The following is a 5,304-nucleotide window of genomic DNA, read 5'->3' as shown; positions in this document are numbered from 1 at the left end:
AAGCAAGAATCATGATAATCCATAAAATACGGCTAAGATTCACTTTAAATTCATTTAGATGAGACATATTAATAAAATTGACAATATAGAATGGATCTAAATCCATATCAGATTTAGATATTGAAGTAAAATAGTATAATCCTGAGTCTGTCGAAAGCTTTTGTATTTCACTAGTATCTAAGTTGATTTTTTGAGCTTTCATTTCTATAGTAAAATCCTGTAAGTCTCTATTGTCAAAGTATTTGTCTAAAGATTGGGTAGGGTGTAGTATAACATAATTTGATGTTAAGACTACCGTTTCAGCTTTTCCCATGGGAGTGCCATTAGGCTTTGGCTTATGAGGTATTTGTGGTTCTCTGCCGCTGTCCATCGGACCTTGCACAATGTAATCTCTAGAATTATGTAATACCTCATTTGCATTGTTTTTCATATACTGAGAGATCAAAAAATCAAAAACCATAGAAATAAATATAAATACAATGAGTATGAGTAGGATTACTCTAGAAATAAGCCTAAATTTTATGCTTTTTTTCGTATCTTTCAAGGGTCAACCACCTTCATAGTAAAGCCAAAGCCCCATATGGTTTCTACTTTTGTATTGGTATGGACGAGCTTTTTTCGGATTCTGCGCACGGTATCGTCACAAGCACGAGTTTCAATGTCTTTTTCGTAACCCCATATTTCATTGAGCAGTTCTTCTCTTGATACTGCTCGATCTGCATTTTCAATCAAATAGAGTAGAAGATTGTATTCTGTAGGTGAAAAGTCTATAAGAGCACCATTAACGGTGATTTTCATGGCCTTTCGGTTAATGGAGATTTGACCGAAGGTAAGAGAATTTTCCTGTTTTTCATCGCTTTCTTGTAACTGTTTGTCTAGTTTAACTCTTCGCAGTATGGCCTTTACCCTCATTACTAAGGAGATGGCACTAAAGGGCTTCGTAAAATAATCATCGCTACCTAGATTGATCCCTGTTGCATAATCTAAATCGCTGTCTTTTGCTGTAAGGATAATAATTGGTACAGTGCTAATATCTCTAATCTTTTTCGTTATTTCAAATCCTGTAGAGCCCGGCATTAAAACATCTAAAATGACCAAATCACATTTTGTCTTTATAAAACTCTCATAGAGTAGGTCTCCATTTTTAAAGTCAAATACTTCATAGCCTTCGCTTTCAAGAAAGGCTTTAATCGTCTCTCTAATGTGATCCTCATCTTCTGCAATAAATATTTTTTCGTTCATATGTCACCTCATTTTAATTATAATAGATTATGACGGTAGAAGTTACGAAAATTTCACGCAAATAATGAGAAAATTTCTATAGTTTAATATGATCGACAAGAGAATAATATGATAAAGTCTTAATCTATAAATTTAGTTTTTTACCCTTTAGAGGTAAATTAAGAGCAATTATGTTATAATACTCTATCATGATCTAACGTCAAGGAGAACAGACATTGAAAGAAGTAAATTTATTAACAGAAGGTAGCATACAAAAGACACTATTAAAATTGGCACTCCCAATTATGGGGTCTTCTTTTATTCAAATGACCTATAGTTTAGCTGATATGATTTTTATTGGCAAGCTAGGCAGCAAAGCTGTAGCAGGAGTTGGTACTGCTGGCTTTTTCCCATGGTTGGCTATGGCGTTTATTATGATACCTAGAATTGGTGCAGAAGTAGGCGTGGCTCAGTCTATAGGAGGAAAGAATATAAAATCTGCTCTAGAGTTTATTAGAAGCTGTTTGCAGCTAGTTATTTTTCTGGCTCTTATTTATAGTACAGTTCTCATAGTATTCAAAGATTCACTAATTGATTTCTTCCATTTAGGAGATCCTTCTGTTATTCAAATGGCTAAGGATTACTTGCTCATTGTCTCATATGGGATGATTTTTACATTTTTAAATCCTGTGCTGACCGGAGTTTTAAATGGGCATGGAAACAGTCGAACGCCTTTCTATATTAATGTCATAGGCGTTATTACAAATATTATTCTAGATCCCCTTTTGATTTTTGGAATAGGACCATTTCCTGTTTTAGGAGTAGAAGGTGCAGCAATTGCCACGGTTTTTGCACAAATGATTGTGACTTTTTTCTTGTTTAAGGCAGTTAAAGCTCAATTATCCTATACCTCTAAAGTGGGTTTTTTTCAAGTACCTAATTGGAATATACTAAAAAAAGTATTTACATTGGGTCTACCGGTTGCGTTGCAAAATGGACTTTTTACTTTTATATCTATGATCATTGCAAGACTTATAGCTCAGTGGGGTCCTGTACCTGTAGCAGTACAACAAATAGGATCTCAAATAGAATCCATATCTTGGAATACAGCGAATGGTTTTTCTACAGCTTTAGCGGCCTTTGTAGGTCAAAACTATGGAGCGAAAAAGTGGGATCGAATCAATAAAGGCTATCATATCGCCGTGAGGATTATGACGACTATAGGACTTATTACTACGGTTTTACTGATTTTTGGTGCGAGGCCAATATTTAGCATATTTTTGTCTGAAAAAGAAGCCATCTATTATGGAGTCAAGTATTTGAAAATACTTGGAATTTCTCAATTGTTTATGTGCTTAGAAATTACAACAGCTGGTGCATTTAATGGATTAGGAAAAACAGTACCTCCTTCTGTTGTGAGCATTGTTTTTACAAGTCTTAGAATTCCAGCAGCAGTCTTTCTTTCATCTAATGCGGTACTAGGTGTTACTGGTGTGTGGTGGAGTGTAAGTTTAAGCAGTGTATTCAAGGGAATTGTTTTGGTTACATGGTACGTTATATATTTAAATCGAGTTAAAGGAAAGACCCATTTGGCGGAGCAAAAAGAAGTTAAAAGAGAAATTTTCGAACGCTAAATTGTAGTGTCTCAGTAGACGTGAGAAGGGTAAAAAATAAAATAGTATTAATAGGTATGCCTCGAAGTAGCAAAACTACTTTTTCTAGGTTGTTAAGTTAAGAATTTGCAATACCTGTTATTGATATAGACGACTATATTGAACGGCAGTTAAACGATTGTTTTGAGAGAATTCCAGAAGTTTTACAGAACAATAAAAATCAGTAGAGCAAAAGCTTCTACTGATTTTTATTTAAAGGCATTTCATTCAACAGACATTTTTGGCCATAGGATTTTACTTATAATCTTTTTTGTTGTATAAAATTAAGCAAAACCAGGTGATGATATTATGACCGTTTAAAAAGGACATATTGTGATTTTCGCATATTTCCGTTACGATTATGGTCTGACTTTCAATACAAGGATACATTCTATCTTTGTGTTTACAAGGGCTATCAGGATATGTACATTTTTCACATATGCTACAGGATTCTGCTGTGAGAATTAAGATGTCTTCATCCCTAGGAAAGACATCTTTTCTTATTTGGTTTACAATATCGATGTGTTCGCCTCTTGTTGAAAGACTCTCTTCCATATTGAGCGTATCTTGTACTTCTGAAACGGTGCTAAAGATAAAAGCATCCTTATATGATAAGCACCTTTTCTTACATTCTTCTAATACACCTACTGCTGGTGGACAAGACCAGGATTTTCCATATTGAGGACATTGAACTTCACATATGGTTCTTACATTAGGATAAAAACTTAATTCACTTGTATCAAAAAATGCGTATTCAAATATAGGATATTCTGTAATCTTCTTTTCAATTTCTTCCCGAGTAATCATATTATCTGCCTCACTTTTTTGATTTTATATTAGTATTATAAATACAAGTCGCAGATTGTCTGCGAGCTAATCTGCTGATGTGAATATTATATCATAAATAAATAGCAGATTACCTGAATGAAAGCATATACAGTAATCATAAAAAATAAAGTCATTCTATTGACTATTTTGATCTATTTGATATAATGTAAATAAATTAAAATATGTAAGCAATTTTAGGTGCCTCATATGAGGAGAATAGGGAAACCGGTGATAGCTCGTCCAACGACAAAGACGTTGTTGGCGAACTCATGCAAGGAAATCATAAATCTATGATTTGTAGATTTCGACTGCTTAAAGTCCGGTGCGGACCCACCACTGTAATGACGAGTCTACGCTAACCACTGGCTAATGCTGGGAAGGGGCGAGAGGACATTTGAGTCAAAGCCAGGAGACCTGCCTAAGATTGAAGAGCCTTTTCTGAAATGGAAAGCGGCGGAGATGACGGCAAAATCCCGACCACAATAAATATATTTATTGTGGCGGGATTTTTTTTTCGCCAAACAGTGAGCCAAGCGAAAGCGCAGCTTTCGCAGTAGACATGAGATGGAGCAGACAAACGGCTTGCCGATTTGGTTGAGGAATCTCAAGGATACGAAATGAAAGCAAAGCTTTCATTAGGCGAACGTCGCGACCGAGGAATCGGCTTTAGGCGATTACGAGGTGTAAGAAGATACGCTCATTTACCAATAATTTTATTTGAAGGAGATATAAAAATGAATATAATCAACGAAAAATTTCATAATTTAGAAGATGTAAAAAAAGCAAGTGAAGAAGAACTTGAAAGAGGATTACAGGAACTAATAACAAATATTACAGGATTAGACGAAAAATCTCTTGCAGGAATGCAAGCTCGTTTAGATGCTAAGATTAAACCTCTTCGAAGCTTAGGGGTATTAGAAGATATTGCTCAACAAATTGCAGGAATCCAAGGCACTGCTGAACCTAAAATCACAGGAAAAGCTGTACTTTTAATGGCAGGTGATCATGGCGTTGTAGCTGAAGGAGTAAGCGCTGCACCTCAAGAGGTTACGGCTGAATTGTTTTATGCTTATATGAATAAAAATGGAGGAGTCAACGTTATCGCTCGAAGTGGGGGAGGGGATGTTATCGCAACAGATATCGGAATTGTGGGTCCACTAAATCCACCTGAACTCATGGCTAATCGAGTGAAAAACGGGACAGATAATATGGCTAAGGGACCTGCAATGAGTAGAAAAGAAGCTCTTCAAGCTCTTTTTACAGGTGCAAAAGTTGCTAGGGATGCTATAGATTCTGGTATAAATCTTTTGGCTACAGGGGAAGTAGGAATAGGGAATACAACACCAAGTTCAGCTCTTATTTCCGTATTTACAGGCTGCTCTATTGAAGAAGTGACCGGACGAGGAACAGGAATAAAAGATGATGCTTTAATACATAAACAAGAAATAATTAAGAAGGCAATTGAAATCAATAATATCGATATAAAAGACCCTGTTGGCACTCTTGCTAAAATCGGGGGACTTGAAATTGCAGCGTTAGTTGGAGCAATATTAGAAGCAGCTTATAAAAAAGTACCAATTATTCTAGACGGTATTATTTCAAC

The 5,304-nt window shown here is 35.5% G+C and carries 5 protein-coding genes and 1 riboswitch; of the genes, 2 read left to right on the top strand and 3 right to left on the bottom strand.

Features of this window, described 5'->3' with window-relative positions; translation table 11 throughout:
* Both Q7P22_RS04920 and Q7P22_RS04915 read right to left on the bottom strand, forming a co-directional pair.
* The coding region (locus Q7P22_RS04920; RefSeq protein WP_303861387.1) for a hypothetical protein at positions 1-544 on the bottom strand (544 nt) is incomplete at its 3' end.
* Positions 541-1,242, bottom strand: coding sequence for a response regulator transcription factor (locus Q7P22_RS04915; protein WP_303861384.1), 702 nt, complete (start codon positions 1,240-1,242; stop codon positions 541-543). The genes Q7P22_RS04920 and Q7P22_RS04915, both read right to left, overlap by 4 nt.
* A 215-nt stretch (positions 1,243-1,457) precedes the next feature.
* Here Q7P22_RS04915 and Q7P22_RS04910 point away from each other — a divergent pair, with 215 nt between their 5' ends.
* Positions 1,458-2,855 carry an MATE family efflux transporter gene (locus Q7P22_RS04910; RefSeq protein ID WP_303861380.1) on the top strand — a complete coding sequence of 466 codons (1,398 nt, stop codon included), beginning with the start codon at positions 1,458-1,460 and terminating at the stop codon, positions 2,853-2,855.
* Positions 2,856-3,128: 273 nt separating this feature from the next.
* Here the strand turns inward: Q7P22_RS04910 and Q7P22_RS04905 are convergent, their stop codons facing one another.
* Positions 3,129-3,680, bottom strand: coding sequence for a DUF2284 domain-containing protein (locus Q7P22_RS04905; RefSeq protein ID WP_303861375.1), 552 nt, complete (start codon positions 3,678-3,680; stop codon positions 3,129-3,131).
* A gap of 200 nt (positions 3,681-3,880) precedes the next feature.
* Positions 3,881-4,138: riboswitch (cobalamin riboswitch) on the top strand.
* Between the two features lie 153 nt (positions 4,139-4,291).
* On the opposite strand from Q7P22_RS04905, the gene Q7P22_RS04900 reads away from it, so the two are divergent.
* Positions 4,292-5,304 (top strand): nicotinate-nucleotide--dimethylbenzimidazole phosphoribosyltransferase (locus Q7P22_RS04900; protein ID WP_303861372.1); only part of this gene is annotated, 1,013 nt, incomplete at its 3' end.

This window comes from Alkalibaculum bacchi, assembly GCF_937875145.1.
Classification (GTDB): domain Bacteria; phylum Bacillota; class Clostridia; order Eubacteriales; family Alkalibacteraceae; genus Alkalibaculum; species Alkalibaculum bacchi_A.
The sequence above is the reverse complement of the archived record's forward strand: the minus strand, read 5'-3'. Positions and strand labels throughout refer to the sequence as shown.

Excerpts from the sequence above, each read along its gene's own strand:
- Q7P22_RS04915 (WP_303861384.1), bottom strand. The coding sequence starts at position 1,242 with ATGAACGAAAAAATATTTATTGCAGAAGATGAGGATCACATTAGAGAG.
- Q7P22_RS04905 (WP_303861375.1), bottom strand. The coding sequence starts at position 3,680 with ATGATTACTCGGGAAGAAATTGAAAAGAAGATTACAGAATATCCTATA.